14 protein-coding genes are annotated in these 20,523 nt (G+C 35.8%); 9 read left to right on the forward strand and 5 right to left on the reverse strand.

What is annotated here, in order from left to right; translation table 11 throughout:
• Window positions 1-5 precede the first annotated feature (5 nt).
• The 3 genes from AA089_RS19120 to AA089_RS19130 are packed head-to-tail and all read right to left on the reverse strand — an operon-like array spanning window position 6 to window position 5,799.
• Window positions 6-1,520 (reverse strand): cellulase family glycosylhydrolase, encoded by a 1,515-nt coding sequence (locus AA089_RS19120; protein ID WP_046758606.1) that lies wholly within the window; start codon window positions 1,518-1,520, stop codon window positions 6-8.
• The gene (locus AA089_RS19125; protein ID WP_241480016.1) at window positions 1,514-2,722 is read right to left on the reverse strand and encodes a hypothetical protein; all 1,209 of its coding nucleotides are present in this window, start codon (window positions 2,720-2,722) and stop codon (window positions 1,514-1,516) included. The genes AA089_RS19120 and AA089_RS19125 overlap by 7 nt, the downstream gene beginning before the upstream one ends.
• Window positions 2,719-5,799 carry a membrane protein gene (locus tag AA089_RS19130; RefSeq protein WP_046758608.1) on the reverse strand — a complete coding sequence of 1,027 codons (3,081 nt, stop codon included), beginning with the start codon at window positions 5,797-5,799 and terminating at the stop codon, window positions 2,719-2,721. Before AA089_RS19130 ends, AA089_RS19125 begins: the two co-directional genes overlap by 4 nt.
• Before the next feature lie 278 nt (window positions 5,800-6,077).
• On the opposite strand from AA089_RS19130, the gene AA089_RS19140 reads away from it, so the two are divergent.
• Window positions 6,078-7,256 (forward strand): response regulator, encoded by a 1,179-nt coding sequence (locus AA089_RS19140; RefSeq protein WP_046758610.1) that lies wholly within the window; start codon window positions 6,078-6,080, stop codon window positions 7,254-7,256.
• Between the two features lie 141 nt (window positions 7,257-7,397).
• On the forward strand, window positions 7,398-7,832 hold the full coding sequence (locus AA089_RS19145) for a glycosyltransferase (RefSeq protein WP_046758611.1): 435 nt from the start codon (window positions 7,398-7,400) through the stop codon (window positions 7,830-7,832).
• A gap of 175 nt (window positions 7,833-8,007) precedes the next feature.
• Here AA089_RS19145 and rsmI read toward each other — a convergent pair whose 3' ends face one another.
• A complete protein-coding gene (gene rsmI, locus AA089_RS19150) occupies window positions 8,008-8,679 on the reverse strand; it encodes a 16S rRNA (cytidine(1402)-2'-O)-methyltransferase (RefSeq protein ID WP_046758612.1) in 672 nt (223 codons plus the stop codon).
• 137 nt (window positions 8,680-8,816) lie between these two features.
• Here rsmI and AA089_RS19155 point away from each other — a divergent pair, with 137 nt between their 5' ends.
• Window positions 8,817-12,887, forward strand: coding sequence for a T9SS C-terminal target domain-containing protein (locus tag AA089_RS19155; protein WP_046758613.1), 4,071 nt, complete (start codon window positions 8,817-8,819; stop codon window positions 12,885-12,887).
• Between the two features lie 287 nt (window positions 12,888-13,174).
• On the opposite strand, the gene AA089_RS19160 is transcribed toward AA089_RS19155, so the two are convergent.
• Window positions 13,175-13,933, reverse strand: coding sequence for a hypothetical protein (locus tag AA089_RS19160; protein ID WP_046758614.1), 759 nt, complete (start codon window positions 13,931-13,933; stop codon window positions 13,175-13,177).
• Between the two features lie 103 nt (window positions 13,934-14,036).
• On the opposite strand from AA089_RS19160, the gene AA089_RS19165 reads away from it, so the two are divergent.
• The 6 genes from AA089_RS19165 (at window position 14,037) to AA089_RS19190 (ending at window position 20,346) form a co-directional block, all read left to right on the forward strand.
• Window positions 14,037-14,681 carry a thymidine kinase gene (locus AA089_RS19165; RefSeq protein ID WP_046758615.1) on the forward strand — a complete coding sequence of 215 codons (645 nt, stop codon included), beginning with the start codon at window positions 14,037-14,039 and terminating at the stop codon, window positions 14,679-14,681.
• 8 nt (window positions 14,682-14,689) lie between these two features.
• Window positions 14,690-15,799 (forward strand): alanine racemase, encoded by a 1,110-nt coding sequence (alr, locus tag AA089_RS19170; protein WP_046758616.1) that lies wholly within the window; start codon window positions 14,690-14,692, stop codon window positions 15,797-15,799.
• 87 nt (window positions 15,800-15,886) lie between these two features.
• Window positions 15,887-16,294 carry a large conductance mechanosensitive channel protein MscL gene (gene mscL / locus AA089_RS19175; protein WP_046758617.1) on the forward strand — a complete coding sequence of 136 codons (408 nt, stop codon included), beginning with the start codon at window positions 15,887-15,889 and terminating at the stop codon, window positions 16,292-16,294.
• Between the two features lie 194 nt (window positions 16,295-16,488).
• Window positions 16,489-17,478: an aspartate-semialdehyde dehydrogenase gene (locus tag AA089_RS19180; protein ID WP_046758618.1), complete on the forward strand. Its 990-nt coding sequence runs from the start codon at window positions 16,489-16,491 to the stop codon at window positions 17,476-17,478.
• 217 nt (window positions 17,479-17,695) lie between these two features.
• Entirely contained in the window at window positions 17,696-18,091 is a 396-nt protein-coding gene (locus AA089_RS19185) for a DoxX family membrane protein (RefSeq protein ID WP_046758619.1), read from the forward strand.
• A 95-nt stretch (window positions 18,092-18,186) separates the two neighbouring features.
• Window positions 18,187-20,346 carry a prolyl oligopeptidase family serine peptidase gene (locus AA089_RS19190; RefSeq protein ID WP_046758620.1) on the forward strand — a complete coding sequence of 720 codons (2,160 nt, stop codon included), beginning with the start codon at window positions 18,187-18,189 and terminating at the stop codon, window positions 20,344-20,346.
• The last annotated feature ends 177 nt before the right edge of the window (window positions 20,347-20,523 follow it).

Genomic DNA, 20,523 nt, shown 5'->3' on the forward strand with positions numbered 1-20,523 from the left:
TTCAATCACTCCACCATAAACTCAAAAGCCAATTTCCGCTTCCCATCTTTATCAATAAAACCAAACTTTTTCTGAGGATTTGTACGCCATGGACGATTTCCGACAACTGAACTTGGAATCTCTTCAAAATCGTATAATGTCCAGGATAAGAATGAGATGTTTTCCGCTTTTAGCATGGCTTGCATTTCTTTGAAATAAGTTGCTTGTTTTTGTTCCGAACCTGAAAATGGCTTCCAAAATCCACCGTAAGACGATTGTCCAAATTCGCCCAAAACAATAGGTTTGTCTGTTATTTTTGCTTTCAGATTCGCATAGTGCCGCATAAAATCTGCGGCAGCGTTATAATAGTGAAAAGACACAAAATCTACCTTGTCTTGCAGTAAATGTGCGCTTTCCGTATTGGACCATCCAATGGTCACCAAATGTGTAGAATCAATTGATTTTATTAGCGAAATCATACTTTCCAACCAAGCCAATACGTTTTGTTTGCCACGCGATTCAAAGTCTAAATTTGGTTCGTTTTTAATGTCCCAAGCTACAATTGCAGTATGATTTTTAAATCGAGAAACAATCGTTTCTGCATGTCGTTGCGTCAATGTCCAGTCTAAGATTTCATAGTTTCCATAAAAGTCGAAAAGTGTCAACACCACTTGGAGTTTTTTAGTTGCAGCAGCGTCTAAAACCTGTTGCAATTTTTCAAGTTTTTCTTCGTTTACATTCGCTTTGCCGAAATCTTCATATTGTACAAAGATTCGAATGGTATTTAAACCTGCATCTTTGATGATGTCAAAATCATTTTTGATGATTTCAATATCAAATTGATCGCCAAACATGTCCCAAGGCGTTGCTTGCGGATAGTAATTGATTCCTTTCATGTTTAAGTTAGGAACTGCTTGTTTTTCCGTAGCAGTTTCAACTGATTTCACACGTTCTTTTACCAAATGACGCACACGCCAAAAACCATCTTCCAACAATAATATCACTTTGTAAGTTGCTGTTTCCGTAGTTTCCATGACAAACTTTTCATCTTTATAGAGTTGCTTGTATTCCACTACATTTTCGTCTTTCAACACGATGAGTTGTCCATCTTCACTAAAGAATTCAATATTTGGTTGATGCGAAAGTGTTGTTGCCTGTATTGAAATGTTTTCTGCTTTATTTTGCGTGATAAACGCAACGATATTTTTACGTGCGCTTTCCGTATAAAAATCATCAATTCCTGTCGTTTGATTGGTTTTGTACACAACTTGTTTTACATACCAAGCGTCCAAATAATCAGATTCAATTTTTGCCAAGGTTTGTGCATCGAGCTTTCTACCTTCATTTCCATCAGTTGTCCAAGTTAGTTTTGGTAAATATACTGTCGCTTTTTTCACTTCTGTATGCAACATGCTACTTCTGTCAGCGCCTGTATTTAGGTAACTAAACGAACTTCCAATGACGAAAATCAGCATCGAAATGATGATGATATAAGTTAGTACCAAAAATCCACGCATGATATTTTTGTCTGCTTTTACCATAGTTTTTTTGCTTGAATTGTTTTTGTTATTCCTGCGGTAGTAATTTCTAAATCATAATTTCCATTGCTTAAAATGTTCGGGTTTAATTCAAAATTCACAAAACCATCACGCGATTCTTTGATAGCGGTTTCAATAATTTTTCCGCTTTGAGAAACAATCAATTTGACTTGCAAGCCATCTGGAATTAATTGATTCATAAAGCTTTTTAAAGGTCCAACTTCAATATTTCTATTCTTTTCTGAGAATGTAATTGTAAAATCTTCAATAACTTTTTTATAGCGTAAAGAGATCTTATTGCTTTCTGAAATTCCAGCAACAATGGCTTTTACACTCCAGGTTTCTTGATGATCTGGATGTATCATTTTTGCTGTGGCAACGCCATCAATCGTCATTCCTGAAGTTTTGAGTAGATTTCCGTTGATGTTTGTGATGAAGAATGCTACGAAAGTACCATCGCTAATAATGTTATCGTTTTTATCTTTTAAAATGGAAGTCGTAAACGTTGTGATTTGATTTCCATCCGCATATTCATGTGGTCGTTTCGCAAATATTTCAAAATCTGTGGAAATTGCAGGCAAAACATTTACGGTATATTCTTTAGAATTCAAGCCTAAACATTCGGTTGCCAATAACATTCTACCACTTTCTGAAGGCGAATAGATATTTTGATACGCGATTAAGTTTTTTGTCAATATTGTTTCTTGTTGTTCGTTTGCCAAAAATTGACGTTTCAACGCAACTTCCGTGTTTTCCTGTATTGGATTGTCCAAAGCGTCTGTTGGAATGACAACCAACATTGTATAATCGTTTTCGCCAGCCGCAATACTTGGTGGTCCAACATAGGTTTCCATAGCAACAGGCGTTTTTTGCGCAACTATGTTGAAGGTTCCTGAAAGCGAGTTGTTTTTGTGTAAAAGTTTCCAGTTTACCACACCAATTTTGCTACAAAGCTGCGTTGGAATTGTGTATTGCAGTTGATTTTTTTCAAGTTTTGGAGACACTAAAGTCGTCCCGTAACTGTTGGCACAATATAGTTGAATGGAAGCATCTTGCGTTCCCGAGAATGTCAACACAATTATTTCGCCAGCCGTGAATTCACGTTTAGAAGTTTCCAACTGAATCGTTTCGGTAACATTCATGCTGAATCCATCCGCGCTTGACGCAACTAATAAAAAGTAGAATATGTAGTGTAAGTTCATCATTTTGGATTTCCGATATAGGCGTTCATTTCAATTTTTACATAACTATAAATTGGATGTGAAATTTGCTGCAACACGTTGTAATTTTTTCTATTTGGGATAATTTTACTAGAGATATCTTCATTTGGCAAACCGTTTACGTAACAGTTTTTCATGTTAGAATTGATGATTTTTATAGCTTCATTTTGCAAGATTTCATAGGTAAACGATTGTTTTCGTTGTTGTCGAATTCCTTTGTTTAAAAACTGATGATCTACCCATACTAATTGCTTGTTTTCATCATAATACGAAATCAATAACTGTGGAACTGTAATTTCTTGCAATCCACTATTAAAGAGGTTTCCGCTAATGTTTTTTGAATTGATATTGAGATCGCTCAACACGATGTTTTTGTATAAATCGGAACCTGAAACATTTCCTGCGGCTTGCAAGTTGAATTTCGTTGGAATGTCTGTCAATTCTACGGGCGTAAATTCATCAGGATTGAAGGTTTCTGGAATGGAATCTTGTGTTTTGGACCACGCAATACCTTCAAAGTTGATTCGGAATGAAGTCACTTCTTTTGGCATGAGTTTGTGCTTCATATGATATTTTGCGTTGTAGGTTGCCAATGCTACATTTTCATCATTGTATAACGTTCCTTTGAGGACAACATCGGCTGGCACATTGTCAATATTTTGCACTTCGCCTACCAACGCGTAATGTCCATTTCGTTGTACCAATTTTGCAGAAATAATTTCTAAAACGGGTTGTTTTAATACATCTTCATGATAGGTTTGTTCCGTAGTAATGCGTCTTCTTCCGTGATTGAAATAGGCGGTTTTGTTATTAGAAAATAGTTGATCTGGCGGTAAATCGGCAGTAACTTTTTCGGCTTCTAAAAACCATTTTTCGTTGCGTTTTACGACTGTTTTATAGTCTGTTTTTTCAATTTTTTCTAATGGTGTAATCCACTTTGTGCTAATTTTTAGTGTTGCTAAACTGTCTGTTTCCGTTGTGATTTCGGTCGTAATTGCATCTAGTTTTGCGTATGAACTCAACAATCCATCTGTTGATGAAATTTCTAACATGTATTGCGCAATTGTTAGGTTACTTTCTGGATTGATGAAACTATGTGCAGTTTCAAACTGCTTGAAATCGAGTGCATCATAATAGGCTTTTACGACATTTTCTGGCGAACGTTGTGCATCATTTTTAATATAGAATTGATACGTTCCAAAGGCTAAAATTCCAATCAAGATCATTGCCCAAACGTGACTTGCTTTTACAAGATTTTTTGAGAATTTCGTGTAGTTGGTATTGAATTGTAAATATTGATTTGCGTCAGTTCGCTTTCGCCGAATGTACCTCAGAAATATAGGTTGAATGTTGCATAAAAATGCTAGAATTACGGTAAGAAACGGCATGATTCCCCATAAGAGTTTTTGCCAAGTTGATACTTCATCTTTTGGTAAAATAGAAGAAAGTGGCGGCACATTTAGTTTTTCCCAAACCATGATACCATTTTCCAATGGTGACAATCGTTGCCAACCACAGAAATAGAGAATTGGATCGTAGAATTTATCGTTGGAAAAGATGTATTTTAAATTATATTTTTCTGGAGTTGTCAAGAATTGTTGCAATGAACCTATTCCGGCAACTCCTTTGAATTTAGAGTTTTCCAAACGCTCTATTGGTCGTGTGGTGAGTTCTGGCAAACGACGTGCAGAATGATAGTTTCCATCAACGGTTAGTGCATTTGTTTGTGCTGATAACCAAGCCATTTGATCGCCAAAACCTAAGGTTAAATAGCGCCATTGATCGTGTTGATCTTGGTTGAGAAAGTTCACAATGGGCAACATGTTTATTTTTTGCGGTTGCGAAGGTCTGAAATATCCCAAACTCATTGTGAAAATAGTCATGAAAACAAATAAAATTGCCAATCCGCCACCAATGATTCGGTGATACATGGCGCCAAATTTTTCTTGAAAAAATGTTTTTAAATCTGCTTCTGAAAAGCGATAGACAAATTCTCCAAATAATGGCAATGACATAATGGAAGCCCACAATGTGAAACGGTCTAAAGTTAAAATATTGAAAGCGGTTTCGCCCAAAATCATACGTGGAATTGGCGTTGTGCCACCAGTTCCTAAGATGAATAATAGTGTGATGGACAAGCCAAAAAATAAGTAGCGTTTGCTATAATATCTGTAAAATATGTATGGTAACAAGAATAGTAATATTCCCCAAGGAATTAGAAAAAACACCAATCCTGATGATGTGATTTCTAAGAAATGATCACGTGAGCCATGTGGAATTGGCACTTGCGTGATTGGATTGTTTTTGGAGTTGATCCAATATGGTAAAATACATCCAACAATGATGACCAACGACAATATTCCGAAACCAACAATACGCTTAAAAAGCTTCCAAAAGTTTTTCCAAAATACTAAAAATGTAACTTCTTTCATCGAGTGTACACTTTCGCGAGAAGCATCCATAATGACCATTCCGATTAATGGAAATATGAAAAAGATCATTCCAAAAATTGGCGTCACATGATGTGAAGTTACCGTAACGGCAATCAGCGAAAGCGACGTAAGAAGGTATTTGTATTTGCCAGTTTTTAACCAGAGGTAAATCTCCGGAAGGGCATGCATCAACACTGAAATTCCAACAATACTTGGCAATTGACCAAAGATGTGTAAGGTTTCTACAAACGATGATGAAAAAACCGCCAGAATTGCCGCATAACCCGCAACTCTTTTGTTTCCTGACATGAGTAATGAGAAACGATACGTACCTGTAATGAATAGTATGATGGCAATAATAGCAACCGTAAACAATCCAAATTTTAATCCGCCCAATAAAGACAATGCGCCAATTGATTGATGTACTAATGGCGGATAACTCATTACGGTAAATCCTGTGTACCATTTATAGTTCCATGGTTCAAACCAACTGTTGGCGTAATGATCGGCAAAGAACAAATGAATTAATGCATCATAGGTAGTTTCCAACGTAAAAAAGATAGCCGTACCGTGAAACACGACTCCAAGAAGTAGTGCTAATAGTAATAGTTTATTTGTGGTTTGTTTCATCTTTTTTAGTGTGACATATATAATACTCCTTCGTCAAACCAAATCAAATTCAGAATGACGCTTTCATATAACTTTTCGTTATTGAATTTCATTATGTTAAAGATAAACGGTGTAATTTTTAATTGGACTAAAGGAAATTGCATTTCGTCTAAAGATAGTTCCGTTTTGAGTCCTTCTGGCAAAATTCTCAGCGAATCCAACCTACTTTTGACCTGTAAGTCATTCAGAAAATCACATGAATGCCACTTAAAAAATACTCTAATTAAAAATACGATACGATGAAAATTTTAGCTATTGACGACCAAAAATTAGTTTTGATTCCTTTAGAAAGCAGATTGGCTGAATTAGGATATGAAGTGTTAACCGAAACAAACGCTTTGAAAGGAATGGAAGTATACGATTCGTTTCAACCAGATTTGGTCATTGTAGATATGAATATGCCAACGGTTTCAGGAATGGAAATCGTACAACATATTCGCAGAGATAAGAAAGATGACACGCCAATTATGATATTATCTGGAAATACCGATGATAAAATGATTACAAAAGGTTTTGATTTAGGTGTGAATGATTATATGAAGAAACCGTTGAGTTTAAATGAAGTTTGTGCGCGCGTAAAACGATTGATTGGTGTGCCAAAAACGACCACAATTGCCACTACACATACTGTGATGATTCAGCAACGATGTGTTGGTGTGGTGATTCCTTGTTATAACGAAGCAGAACGTTTGTTGAGTACAGAGTTTACAGATTTTATTGATCGTAATTCAGGATATCATTTGTGTTTTGTAAATGACGGAAGTACCGATGCAACGTTGGAAGTTTTACACAATTTACAGAACGGTAGAGAAGATTTTATTACCGTATATGATTGTGAACAAAATGGTGGAAAAGCAGAAGCTGTTCGACTTGGAATGTTACATATGGCACAACAAGACGATTTAGATTATATAGGTTTTTTAGATGCTGATTTATCAACCGATTTAGCTGATTTTGACGATTTAGTTTCCACGATTGAAGGTTCTGATTTTAAGATTGTAAGTGGTTCAAGAATTAGCCGAATGGGCGCAAATATTACGAAAGAATCTGCTCGTAAAATTATTAGTTTAACGATCAATTTGATTATTCGTAATATTTTATCAATGAACTTTAAAGACACACAATGTGGTGCAAAGATTTTCCATAAAGATGTGATCAATTTGGCTTTTGATCAAAAATTTATCACAAAGTGGTTGTTTGATGTGGAAATTTTCATGCGCATGCGTAGACATTTCGGATTGGACAAAGCAAGAGCAATGATGTGTGAAAAGCCTTTGAAACGTTGGATTCATGCAGATGGTTCAAAATTGTCTATGAAAGATTCTATCAAAATTATTGGTCAGTTAGGTCAAATTGCTTGGTCGTATCGAGGTAAAAATAAAGCTTTAGCTACTATAGAAGCAAAAGTTGTTATTTAGGATAATTCGATTTCTATTGTCGTTCCTGCGCAGGCAGGAATTTATAACGCTTCAAATTAGACTCCGCAATAAATGCGGAATGAAAACCTATGAAACTTAAAATACTTAATTGTTAACTATATTCCCCTAAACCTACTATATATGAAGATTGGAATTTTAATTGTGTTCCGTAATGCCGAAAGAAAAGTTGAAGTACAGCAATTTATTGATTTATTTGCCGAAAAAACAAAGCTAAATGTGTGCTTTGTAAATAACGGAAGTACGGATAAGACATTTGAATTGTTGAAAGAAATTCAAGAAGAAGCAAGTATTCAAATTTCAATCATTGATGTAAAAAAAGATCGTGGACATCATGCGGCTATAAAAGCTGGTGTTCGGTATTTGACAAGTGTAAATGAGTTACCGTATATTTTATGCTTGCCTAAGTATACTGCTAACGATTTTAAAATACTTGAAAAGGTATTTCATACAATACAACAAGAAAAAGATATCCTGAAAAGTTTGCTAAAAAAACCCAAACGAATGGTTCACAAGAATGTGTTTTCGTTGCGTGGCATTTTGGAGAAAGCGAGTTGAGTTTTTAAGCACGAGTTATAAACTGCGCTAGCGTATTCCTTTGCTTTTGGGTGTTGGGTTTTAGATTATTGGAAGATTCAAATGTCATTGTCATTCCTGCGAAGGCAGGAATCTCACAAAATGAGCACTTACTGTTATGAGATGCTGAATCAAGTTCAGCATGACGTAAACGCCACTATTTCCTTCCATCAACAACAACCACAATTTCGCCTTTTGGTGGTTTGTTTTGATAATATGCTAAGACTTCTTTTGCCGTTCCACGAATGGTTTCTTCGTAGAGTTTTGTCAATTCTCTGGAAACGGAGACTTGTCGGTCTTCGCCGAAATATTCACAGAAATGTCCCAATGTTTTTACCAACTTGTGTGGCGATTCGTAAAAAATCATCGTGCGCGTTTCTTCTGCTAAAATTTTAAAACGGGTTTGTCTTCCTTTCTTCACAGGCAAAAAACCTTCAAAGACAAATTTATCATTTGGCAATCCGCTATTCACTAGAGCTGGCACAAAAGCCGTTGCGCCTGGCAAACATTCTACAGGAATATCATTTGCAATACATGCACGTGTTAATAAAAACCCTGGATCTGAAATTGCGGGCGTTCCTGCATCACTAATTAATGCAAAAGTTTCGCCTGCTTGCATCCGTTTTATCAACGTTTCCGTTGTTTTATGTTCGTTGTGCATGTGATGACTTTGCATATGTGTACCAATTTCAAAATGCTTCAATAATTTTCCACTTGTACGCGTATCTTCTGCCAAAATTACATCCACACTTTTTAAAACCTCAACAGCTCTAAAAGTCATATCTTGAAGATTTCCGATAGGTGTGGGAACAATATAAAGTTTCATCAATACTGTATTTAGAGGTTGAAAAATCGTCTTTATTTCTGAGTTCAAAAGTAACTATTAAAACATATAAGTCATAATTACCTTATCTTTATTGTTGTACATACGCAACCTTTTACCGATTTGTGTATCATTTATAATATATGAACCACTTTTTTTACCTATTTTTCTTATTAATATTTTCTCCGTTATGGAGTCAAACTACAGACTTATCCGTAAGTATTGAAGTTGTAGATGATGCTGGAAGTACCGTTTCAAATGTATTTTTATTTCAAGAATTTAGTTACATAACAACTATAAGTAATTCAGGAAATGCAGTAAGCAATGCTACATTTTCACAACAAGTAGCTCCTGATGTAACGTTTGTTTCTGTGGAAAGCATCAATCCACTAGGTGGCGCAGACTTGGCTACAAATTTAATATACGATGCAGTTTCCAATACCGTAACTGGCGTTTTGCCAAACATGCCCAACAATGCTAGTGTGCAAATACGTATAAATTTACGAGCGCCAACAGAATTAGGCGGCATTTCAACAACCGCTGAAGTATTTCCACCAACTGGAACAACCGATACAATGCTCGATAGTAATATTGCTATTGTATCTATGGATGTAAATGATGTTCCGTTGAATTTTTCTATAGATTATCAACAAGTTACTCCAACAGCTGGAACGGGAATTTCCGCTTGGGGCGATCAAGTTACTTTTGAAGTGACCATTACCAATAATAGCACCATTGAATATCCCACAAGTAATTTGAATTTATTACAAGGAATTCAATCAAGTTCGCTGAATGGTGTTCCTCAAGTACAATTAATTTCGGTAGCATGTATCGCAAGTACCAATGGTGCGCAATGTCCAACAGATTTAGGACTAACCAGCGGAAACCCAACACCTGTAGTTCCTACACAAACCTTGTATAACATCGGAGAAATTGTATTTCCGTCGCAATCAAGTATTACGTTCAGTGTTACCTATGCGTATTTTGAAGGAAGTTGTGGGGAAATTTCAGATTTAATTATTGGAAGAAGTTTTGCTTCTATAGATTTTGAAAATGCCAATGTTCCACCTATTACTTCTAACATAGTATTGACCGATTTACTTTTTTCTACACAATGTCCGTGTACTGATGTGAGTATTTCTACCATTCAAACCGATCCTGCTGGTGGTGCCATTATTACAGATTACAGTCAAACAGTAACTTACGAAACTACAGTAATCAATAATGGTCCTTTAGACACGAATATTTTAGTGTTTTTTCAAAATCTTGGTCCGCCATGGGAAATTATTTCCGTAGAATGTATTGGCGCTACTGGCGGACTTAACTGTGGAGATTTTACCTATGAAATTGGGGCTTCAGGACAGTTTTGGGAAATACCAAACTTTATGATTCCTGTTGGAGCGCAATTTATAACACGGACAGTAGTTCGGTATATTGAACCCGATTGTCCATCAGATAGTATCATTCCTGCTGCGTATAGAAGTACGGTAAATATGCTACAACATCTCGATTGTTTTCCTGATGATAACAATCAGTTTGGAAGTATTTTTGTGCCGCAATCGGTAGGAAATAGCAATTGTGTAAATGATGAAGATATTATTATTACCAAAACACAAGTAGATCCTGTACTTCCACTTGGAAGTTCTGCCAATCAACCAATTCCTTGGGGCGATATTACCTATCATATTACACTTACAAATGAAAATTTAGTTGCTGTTCCGTTTACGATGATAGACTTTTATGGACCAACTCCATCAACGCAAACAAATACTGTAACGGCTATTTTGCAATCTATTAATTGTATTGGAACTACCGGAACTGCAGATTGTATCACTATTACAAACGCCAATATTGGTATTCCGCTTACGAATGAAAGTGATATTTTCTGGGAAATTACCACTGCTGAAAACTGGGAGTTAGCCGCTGAAAGTTCTATTACATTTGAAGTTGTGGTCAACTGGACACCTGAATGTTCCATTGAAGCAACCAGAGTATCCAATGTGGTAAGTTGTTTTGTAGCTAATGAAAATATTGAACGAACCGCTTCTCAAACAAGCTACCTAACACCTTGCGTTGATCTAATTATACAAACATTTCCTTCAGTACCAACCATTCCAATTAATGATAATTTTGAATGGGTTATTGACATCACAAACAGTGTTATCAGTTCTACCGCAACAGATGCCGCATTTACAACAGCAATAAATAACGCATTTACCATCACAGGAACACCAACATGTACCGTAACCAGTGGAAATGCAACGTGTATCACTACATTTAACGTAAATGGAAATACAATTGACGGAATCATTCCATTAATAGACGCAGATGCTACCATACAAATTCGCGTTCCTGTAAGTGCTCCAAATTATGGTGGCTCATTTAATAATATTGCCGAAGTGCAACCCGATCCTGCAAATAATGGAGAATTTGATCCAAGTACCAATATTTCAATATCGAGTATTCAAGTAATTTCTCCACGCGTGGAAAAAAGTTTTGTGCCCGACGAAATTCTTGCCACACAAACATCATTACTTACGTTTACCATTACCAATATTCCTGGAAATGCCGCGCAAACAGGAATTTCGTTTACTGACAATTTACCAAACGGCATTAGCTTAGCGGGCGATCCTTATTGGGTAAATAGCAATGGTTGTACCGCAGATTTTGTTGGTTTGACAAATGATGATTTTGTCGGAATTACCAATTTGATATTCCCAAATGGCGTTGCCGAATGTACCTTTGCCGTCTTGGTCACTTCAGCAACGAACGATTTATATACAAACGAGTTTACAAACTTTTCAAACCTCAATAACATTGATGCAACGAATGCTTTTGCAACCTTAAATGTATTGCCATTACCACCAAGCGCTGATTTAGAAATTTCGCTTATGCCAAATCAAACTGATTATTGTGAAGGCGATGAAATTACATTCACGTTAACAGTTACCAATAACGGACCTGATGCTGTTGCAAATGTTACCATTGCACACTACATAAATCCTGATGGTTTTACCTATATGTCTGACAATGCAAGCGGAATGTTTGATACTACAACTGGAATTTTAGAACTTTCTAACATTTCTATTTCCGCTACAGCGGGAAACAACACGTTCTCCGCAGAAGTGGTCGCTACTATTCTAAATGTAGATGCAACATTGCCAAATCAGCATGAAAGTACCGCAGAAATTACCGCTACAAATATTACAGATTTAGATAGCGATGTTACTACAAGTTTTAACATTGATGATTTAGGTGACGGACTTGCCGATGACGATGAAACGACATTACAAGTTACCGTTTTTGAAATTCACAACGATGTAAATATTGCCGTTGATGATGTTGAAATTTGTAATGGAAGCTCCACAATAGTAACTATTAACAATCCAAATGTTGCCTATACTTACAATTGGTATGAAACTTCAAACCCTACGCAAATTATCTTTACAGGAACTGCATTTGAAACACCAGATTTAAGTACAAATACTTCCTATGAAATAGAAGTCATCAACCAAAATAACTGTCCTGGAATTAGCAGAGCTCTTGTAAATATTACTACGGTAAACTGTGTTGATCTAAGCTTAGAAAAAACGGTAGATACTGAAATGCCTTCCATTGACGAAACAGTTACATTTACCATTACAATAACCAATAACAGCGCAGATGACGCCACCAATATTGTCATTGAAGAATTGCTTCCAAATGGGTACGAATACCTTTCGCATAGTACAAGTTTGGGACTTTATGATGCAATATCACAATTATGGACAATTTCAACGCTTTCTGGCGGAAGTTCGGCAACATTAAGTCTAACGGTAACTGTTATTGAAGGAGACGATTATGCAAATATTGTTCAGGTTATCAGTCAAGCTGAAATTGACTTGAACACGGCAAATAACACTGCACAAGCCATTACACTTCCTGATTGTTTACAAATTCCGAGTGGTTTTTCGCCAAATGACGACAGTGTGAATGATGTTTGGGAAATTGCATGTATAGACAATTTCTCAGACAATGAACTAATCATTTTTAACCGTTGGGGAACGGTAATTTACAAAGCTAGAAACTACGCAAATGACTGGAACGGAACTTCCAATCAAGGAACTGTTATTTTTAAGAAAAACCAGCAATTACCTGTTGGTACATACTTTTACCTCCTAAAATTACAAGGAAACACTATTGAAAAAACGGGTTGGGTGTATATTAATTATTAGAATTTTTGACCGCTGCGCTGTTAGATCATTAGACGCTCTTTGTCATTCCTGCGTAGGCAGGAATCCAAATTAACACAATCAAAACATGTGAGATTCCGCATCAAGTGCGGAATGACAATCATTAGTATTTGTAAGATGCTGAATCAAGATCTCTTTGTCATTCCTGCGTAGGCAGGAATCCAAATTAACACAATCAAAACAGATGAGATTCCGCATCAAGTGCGGAATGACAATCACAAGTATTTGTGAGGTGCTAAATGAAGCTCAGCATAACGCTCACTAGCAAGCTACGCGAACTTACGCTCAATAATCTCCATAAAACGCGTTTCGTATTCTTCTTTTCCTTCCCAATTGTTATAATCAGGCTTTATCATATTATGGATAAAATCTTTGGCTTCCGATTCAGAAACTTTCGTATTCAATTGTGAAATCACTCTATTATAATCTTCTTGATTATTGGCAAACAAATGTTTCGTAAACGCAATTCGGTCATTTAAACCAATAGAAATTCCTGTGTTCAATCGGTCATTTAACGACTTTGGCTTCTCTTCTACTTTTTTAGCAACCACCTCAACTTTTGGAGCTACCGCATTGGCAATGGTTTCTTTTGCTACTTCTTTAGCAACTTCTTCACGCTGTACAAATGTAGGTTGTGGCAATACATCTGCTAAAATATCTTCAAGTGTTTCTTGCTCTTTATCTTCAGGCATTTCGGCAACCATATCTTTAATAGTTTCCATCAACGGTTCTATTAAATCATCTTGTTCAGGATCTTCGGCTACCAAATGATGACGAATAATATCATCTTCTTCGGCATTCTTTTCTACCTTATCATGATTGTACACATTTTCTAAGGTTTGAAAGAAAGAAGAATCCGCATAATCGGGCACCGTATCTTTAAATTGTTCTTCAAAAAATAACATTACTGACAATTTTTCAAAAACTTCCTTCGCTTCTTTATGTAATGCAACTACATCTTCTTTGCCCTTTAACTTTAGGATTCGATGTGCGATACTTATTAAATCTCCTTCTAATTTTTTCTTCATAATTTTTAAACTAAATGTCGTTGTTTACCTTTGGTTTTTTAGTAAATTTGTTCCACCTTTACAAAAACGAGTATAAATTCGTTTTCGACTTGAAAATTACAAAATGTTTCTCGAAAATACAGTAAATCATAAAGAACAATTTGGTTGGATTGAAGTTATTTGTGGTTCAATGTTCTCTGGAAAAACCGAAGAACTGATCCGCAGACTCAAAAGAGCCCAATTTGCAAAGCAGAAAGTAGAGATCTTCAAACCTGCTGTAGACATTCGATATGATGATGAAAAAGTAGTATCGCACGATGCGAATGAAATTCGTTCTACACCAGTGCCTGCAGCCGCAAATATTCGATTATTAGCTGATAATTGTGATGTTGTCGGAATTGATGAAGCTCAGTTTTTTGATGATGGAATTATTGCCGTTTGTAATGATCTTGCCAATAAAGGAATTCGCGTTATTGTTGCTGGACTCGATATGGATTTTAAAGGAAATCCTTTTGGTCCAATGCCCGCACTTATGGCAACTGCCGAATATGTAACCAAAGTACATGCTGTATGTACACGTACAGGAAATTTAGCACAATATAGTTTCAGAAAATCTAAAAGTGATGATCTTGTATTGCTTGGAGAAACTGATGAATACGAACCACTGAGTCGCGCTGCTTACTACAAAGCAATGCTAAAAGAATCTGTGAAAGAGATTGAAGTTGATGATGCTCATGAAATCATTCCCAATGAACAATCAGACAATTAACTACCATAATGTTACACAATCAAGAATCTGTCTTAGAGATCAATTTTAAGGCATTAGCGCACAACTACACATTCATAAAATCTAACACAAAAGCAGGAACTAAAATATTAGCCGTTGTCAAAGCATTTGGATATGGTAGTGATGCTGTTGAAGTTGCCAAATATCTTCAAGACGAACTCGATGTTGATTATTTTGCCGTGGCGTACATCCGCGAAGGTGCATATTTAAGAGCCGGCGGCATTACAAAACCCATCTTAGTATTGCATCCACAAGTTGTCAACCTAAAACATGCTATTGCCTACAATTTAGAACCGAGTTTGTACAACGATCGTATTTTTACCGCTTTCGCGAAAGAAGCCGCAAAACAAGGAAAAAAAGAATATCCTGTGCATATAAAATTTAATACAGGTTTAAATCGACTTGGGTTCTTTGAATCTGATATTGACTTCGTTGTGAGCAAACTAAAAACCTTGAAACAACTCAAAGCAGTTTCTTTGTTTTCACACATGGCAGCTTCGGAAGATCCTAACGAAAAAGAATTTACAACAACACAAATCAATACATTCAAAAAAATCTGTACTACGTTTGAAAAAGAAATGAAGTACAAACCTACGCTACACATGACCAATACTTCTGGAATTTTCAACTATCCAGAAGCACATTTTGACATGGTTCGTACAGGAATTGGTTTGTATGGTTTTGGAAACGAAACAAAGTTTGACAAACAATTACAACCTGTAGCTTCCTTAAAATCTGTTATCTCACAAATTCATCGGATCGAAAAAGGAGAAAGCGTTGGCTATAACAGAGCCTATATTGCTGATGATTATAAAACGATTGCTACACTTCCTCTAGGACATGCTGACGGAATTAGCCGACAATTTGGAAATAGTGTTGGAAGTGTTGTCGTCAACGGAAAACTAGCACCAATTATTGGTAATGTGTGTATGGATATGATTATGATTGATATTACAGGAATTCGCTGCAACGAAGGCGATGAAGTCATCATTTTTGGAGAAGGACAAACCACCGAAGAATTGGCTTCCAAAATAAATACCATTTCGTATGAATTGCTTACCGCTGTTTCTCAACGAGTAAAACGTGTATTTCTTCGATAATAGTCAGATGCATAATGTTAATAAATGTTAAAGTTGTACTATTTTTTACTACATTTAGATTCAAATACTAACTAACAATCAAATATTATGTTGAAAGAATTTAAAGAATTTATCATGACAGGCAATGTCGTAGATCTTGCTGTTGCCGTCATCATGGCTGGTGCTATTGGCGCAGTTGTAAAAGGATTTGTAACCAACATTGTAATGCCTGTTGTCGGATATTTTTCAGGCGGAACAGACTTTGCTGATAAGAAAATAATTTTAAGTGAAGCAGTAGTAGATGCTGCTGGAAATGTAACCACTCCCGAAAATGCCATCATGTGGGGAAGTTGGATTAATACTATTGTAAACTTAATTATTGTAGGTTTCGTAATGTTTATGATTGTAAAAGCATATAACAAAACTAAAAAGAAAAAAGAAGAAGCGCCAGCTGCTCCAGCAGGACCAACACAAGAAGAATTATTAATACAAATCAGAGACTTATTGAAAAAGTAGTTTTTTGATATAGTACATACTCAAAAAGCCATTCTTAACGGAATGGCTTTTGTGTTATATATAACTTTTTGTGAAATTTTTGATAATTCACATTTTTTATATACATCGCGCTATAATTATTCCTAATTTTGTTTGTAAGTAAACATATACATTCATCAATACAACTTGAATGTCCTTAAAAAGATAAAAAACTCATGAAAGTAGCAGTCGTTGGCGCAACAGGAATGGTAGGAACTGTCATGCTAAAAGTATTAGCAGAACAGCAATTTCCTGTGTCTACATTAATTCCCGTAGCTTCTGAAAGGTCTATCGGAAAAGAAATCACATATCAAGGAAACGCATATCCCATTGTAAGCATGCAAGATGCTATTGACGCAAAACCAGACATTGCGTTATTTTCTGCTGGAGGAAATACTTCATTGGAATGGGCTCCAAAGTTTGAAGCAGCTGGCACAACAGTAATTGACAACTCTTCTGCGTGGCGAATGGATCAATCTAAGAAATTAGTGGTTCCAGAAATCAATGCAACCGAATTAACTGCAACAGACAAAATTATTGCCAATCCAAATTGTTCTACCATACAAATGGTGGTTGCCTTAGCACCATTACACAAAAAATACAAGATAAAACGTATCGTAGTTTCTACCTATCAATCTATTACAGGAACTGGCGTAAAAGCAGTTCGACAGTTAGAAAGTGAATATGTTGGTGAAAAAGGAGAAATGGCATATCCGTATCCAATTCACAGAAATGCATTGCCACATTGTGATGTATTTGAAGAAAACGGATACACCAAAGAAGAAATGAAATTGGTTCGTGAAACGCAGAAAATTTTAAACGATAAAACTATTGCTATCACTGCAACTGCAATTCGTATTCCTGTTGTTGGTGGACATTCGGAAAGTGTAAATGTGGAGTTTGAAAATGATTTTGACGTTGACGAAGTTCGCAAACTATTACACGAATCGCCAGGAATTATTGTACAAGATAATCCTGATGCAAATGTATATCCAATGCCAATTTATGCAGAAGGAAAAGATGAAGTATTTGTTGGAAGAATTCGTCGAGATGGTTCACAACGAAACACACTAAATATGTGGATTGTGTCTGATAATTTACGCAAAGGAGCCGCAACAAATGCAGTTCAAATTGCACAACACTTAGTACAAAATAATCTTGTGTAACAACATAGATTTCAAAAAACACAGCACTTTTTTTAAAGTGCAACATATCATAACTTGGAAAAGGTGCTTCTCACAATTGAAGCGCCTTTTTTATTTTCAAAATACTATAAATCAACCTCTTATTGTTGCGTAAGAATTATTTCTATTCTAAAAATAGTTAGCAAAATTTCGATCTTTTTCATACCTTGATAGTAAACTAACCTAAAAAACCTCGTGTATGAACTCTAAATTTACTAAAATTATTCGCTTCGCATTAGGATTAATTCTCATTGTATTTGGAGCCAACAAATTGGTCATGATTATCAATGAAACTGGCTTTATTCCGCCGCCATCATTGCCCACAGAAGCAAGCAGTTTTATGACGTCTTTAGGTGCCACAGGATATATTTTACCTATTGTTGGCGCTTTGGAAGTATATATCGGAATTCTACTAATCTTAAAAAAATGGGTGCCGTTTGCACTTACCTTATTAGCACCAATTTCTGTAAACATTTTACTATTTCACATGTTTCTCGATCTCTCTGGTGGAATCATTGGTGCCCTGATTGTAACCGTGTTAAACATCATTTTAATATACAAACATTGGTCACAATTTAAACCCTTGTTTTACTAATAAAAAATCTTATCATTATGTTAAAACCGCTTCTAATTTTCCGAAGTGGTTTTTTTTTAGCCTAAATTTGAACAAAACCAATCCTATAAGCACAAATGAAACAGTTGTTAAAAATGAGTTGTCTTGCAATACTTTTCTTTTCTTGCGGACAAGAATCTAAAAAAACAGAAATTAAAGTGACATATCCTGAAACGCAACAAAAAGAAGTTGTAGATACCTATTTTGATACCGAAGTTAAAGATCCATATCGTTGGCTTGAAGATGATCGTTCTGAAGAAACGGAATCTTGGGTAAAAGAACAAAATAAGGCAACATTTGGTTATTTAGACGAAATTCCTTTTCGCGATGCTATCAAAAAGCGTTATACACAATTAATGAATTATGAAAAAATAAGCGCACCTTTTAAAGAAGGAGAGTTTACATATTTCTATAAAAACGATGGTTTGCAAAACCAATCTGTAATCTACAGACAAAAAGGAAATGGTGAACCAGAAGTATTCTTAGATCCAAACAAATTCTCAGAAGATGGAACCGTTTCACTTGGTGGTGGATTGAGTTTTTCTAAAGATAAAAAAATTGTTGCGTATCCTATTTCCATTGGTGGAAGCGACTGGCGAAAAGTAATTATCATGGATGTTGCTTCAAAACAAGTTGTTGAAGATACATTGGTAGACATCAAATTTTCTGGAATTTCTTGGAAAGAAAATGACGGATTCTACTATTCTAGTTACGACAAACCAAAAGGAAGTGAACTTTCTGCAAAGACAGATCAACACAAATTGTACTACCACAAATTAGGAACATCGCAAAAAGATGATGCATTAGTTTTTGGTGGAACACCAGAAGAAAAACATCGCTATGTTGGTGGTGGCGTTACCGAAGATGGAAAATACCTATTTATTTATCCTAGAATTTCTACTTCTGGTAGCAAATTATTAATGAAGGATTTATCGAAACCAAATAGTAAAATTGTAACCATTTTAGATCATACAGATACAGATTCATATGTTATTGAAAATGAAGGTTCTAAACTGTATATCATGACTAACATGAACGCACCAAACCAAAAAGTAGTTACGGTTGATGCGTCTAATCCTGCGCCAGAAAACTGGGTAGATTTTATTCCTGAAACAGAAAACGTATTAAGTATCAACACAGGTTCCAACTATTTCTTTGCAACCTACATGGTAGATGCCGTTTCAAAAGTTTTGCAATACGATTATGATGGAAAACTAGTACGCGAAGTAAAATTGCCAGGTGTTGGAACTGCTGGCGGATTTGGTGGCGAAAAGGAAGATGAAGTATTATACTATTCGTTCTCCAACTACAAAACGCCAAGTACAACGCATGCATACAATCCAAAAGACGGAACATCTAAAATATACAGAAAACCAGGTATTGACTTCAATCCTGACGAGTATGAAAGTAAGCAAGTTTTTTACACATCTAAAGATGGTACAAAAGTTCCAATGATTATTACGCACAAAAAAGGAATCGAAATGAACGGGAAAAACCCAACAATTCTTTATGGTTATGGTGGATTCAATGTTTCATTACGTCCATCATTTAGTGTAGCAAATGTCGTTTGGATGGAACAAGGCGGAATTTACGCAGTACCAAACCTTCGTGGAGGTGGCGAATATGGTAAAAAGTGGCACAATGCTGGAACAAAAATGCAAAAGCAAAATGTATTTGATGATTTTATCGCTGCTGCAGAATATTTAATTGCGGAAAACTACACATCGAGCGACTTTTTAGCCATTCGTGGTGGATCAAATGGAGGATTGTTAGTTGGTGCAACCATGACGCAACGTCCAGACTTAATGAAAGTTGCTTTGCCAGCTGTTGGTGTACTAGACATGTTACGTTACCATACATTTACTGCAGGTGCAGGTTGGGCGTACGACTACGGAACTGCCGAAGACAGCAAAGAAATGTTTGAATACCTAAAAGGATATTCGCCAGTGCACAATGTAAAAGAAGGTGTGGAATATCCTGCAACAATGGTTACTACAGGCGATCATGACGACCGAGTGGTGCCAGCGCATAGTTTCAAATTTGCTGCCGAACTGCAAGCAAAACAAGCTGGAAACAATCCTACGTTAATTCGTATAGAAACGGACGCAGGTCACGGAGCTGGAACGCCAATTACAAAAACTATTGAGCAATATGCTGATATGTTTGGATTTACCTTATACAATATGGGCTTTAAAGAATTGCCAAACAAAGCAATCTTAGAAAAGTTTAAAGATTAGTGAAATTTTATTTTGAAAAGCTTGTGCTAAACTTGATTCAATATCAAGAGCATATTTTTTAAAAAATAACAATATACAAACCGTCAAGTTGCAATTAATTTGACGGTTTGCTAGTTTATAGCTTTATCCTTCCTAAACTCTAAAGAATCAATTTTAGACACCGCAATAGCAGTAATT

Source organism: Kordia jejudonensis, from assembly GCF_001005315.1.
Classification (GTDB): Bacteria; Bacteroidota; Bacteroidia; order Flavobacteriales; family Flavobacteriaceae; genus Kordia; species Kordia jejudonensis.

What these genes read in the sequence shown, in the direction of transcription:
- AA089_RS19120 (WP_046758606.1), bottom strand. Translation starts at nt 1,520, where the DNA reads ATGGTAAAAGCAGACAAAAATATCATGCGTGGATTTTTGGTACTAACT.
- AA089_RS19125 (WP_241480016.1), bottom strand. Translation starts at nt 2,722, where the DNA reads ATGATGAACTTACACTACATATTCTACTTTTTATTAGTTGCGTCAAGC.
- AA089_RS19130 (WP_046758608.1), bottom strand. Translation starts at nt 5,799, where the DNA reads ATGAAACAAACCACAAATAAACTATTACTATTAGCACTACTTCTTGGA.
- AA089_RS19140 (WP_046758610.1), top strand. Translation starts at nt 6,078, where the DNA reads ATGAAAATTTTAGCTATTGACGACCAAAAATTAGTTTTGATTCCTTTA.
- AA089_RS19145 (WP_046758611.1), top strand. Translation starts at nt 7,398, where the DNA reads ATGAAGATTGGAATTTTAATTGTGTTCCGTAATGCCGAAAGAAAAGTT.
- AA089_RS19155 (WP_046758613.1), top strand. Translation starts at nt 8,817, where the DNA reads ATGAACCACTTTTTTTACCTATTTTTCTTATTAATATTTTCTCCGTTA.
- AA089_RS19160 (WP_046758614.1), bottom strand. Translation starts at nt 13,933, where the DNA reads ATGAAGAAAAAATTAGAAGGAGATTTAATAAGTATCGCACATCGAATC.
- AA089_RS19165 (WP_046758615.1), top strand. Translation starts at nt 14,037, where the DNA reads ATGTTTCTCGAAAATACAGTAAATCATAAAGAACAATTTGGTTGGATT.
- alr (WP_046758616.1), top strand. Translation starts at nt 14,690, where the DNA reads ATGTTACACAATCAAGAATCTGTCTTAGAGATCAATTTTAAGGCATTA.
- mscL (WP_046758617.1), top strand. Translation starts at nt 15,887, where the DNA reads ATGTTGAAAGAATTTAAAGAATTTATCATGACAGGCAATGTCGTAGAT.
- AA089_RS19180 (WP_046758618.1), top strand. Translation starts at nt 16,489, where the DNA reads ATGAAAGTAGCAGTCGTTGGCGCAACAGGAATGGTAGGAACTGTCATG.
- AA089_RS19185 (WP_046758619.1), top strand. Translation starts at nt 17,696, where the DNA reads ATGAACTCTAAATTTACTAAAATTATTCGCTTCGCATTAGGATTAATT.
- AA089_RS19190 (WP_046758620.1), top strand. Translation starts at nt 18,187, where the DNA reads ATGAAACAGTTGTTAAAAATGAGTTGTCTTGCAATACTTTTCTTTTCT.